The organism is Methylobacterium sp. J-026 (assembly GCF_022829585.1).
Lineage (GTDB): Bacteria > Pseudomonadota > Alphaproteobacteria > Rhizobiales > Beijerinckiaceae > Methylobacterium.
This window is the reverse complement of the sequence record NZ_JAKSYC010000015.1, coordinates 1-512: the sequence shown is the minus strand read 5'-3', so window position 1 is coordinate 512 and position 512 is coordinate 1. Positions and strand designations below refer to the sequence as shown.

The 512-nt window shown below is 55.1% G+C and carries 1 protein-coding gene; it reads right to left on the bottom strand.

Annotated features, from left to right (window positions below; genetic code table 11):
- The coding region (locus MKK69_RS00295) for a hypothetical protein (protein ID WP_243964644.1) at positions 1–372 on the bottom strand (372 nt) is incomplete at its 3' end.
- Between the last annotated feature and the right edge of the window lie 140 nt (positions 373–512).

The window sequence follows — 512 nt, the reverse complement described above, 5'->3', positions numbered from 1 at the left end:
CCCGTCTGAGTTGGCGAGCCGCGTACCAATGTCTGACACAACGAAGAGCGCTCTTGTCAGCGGTTGCGGCTGGAGTGTGATATCCCTGGCGATCAAAGTCGCGAAGGCGCTACGTCGAGAAAAATCTGGCGTCCAAACGACCAGGAAGTCGCGATTGGGGATACCGGCAAATAGCATGGAACTTCGAAGCGCCTGCCGGACACGAGCCATACAACGTGGGAGCAGCAAGCGCACTGCATCGAAACCATCGTAGGTCTGTAGCGTAAAATAACCGCCAGTGCCTTTGTGCTTTGGAGGCTGGATTTCGATTTGATCTGATGCTGTTTCCAGATTGGCGACCGCGATCTCATCGACGGTTTTTTTGCGAAACATGCCACCCCTCGAACTGAGGCTGCAACAAGAGCGCGTATCGTTCATTCTGGTCTATAGCATAGACCCTCATAAGATCGGCCATGAAGTCGCGGCTCACGATCGGAGGTGTGGCCCGACGGTACTCTCGGGGCGCAATCTGT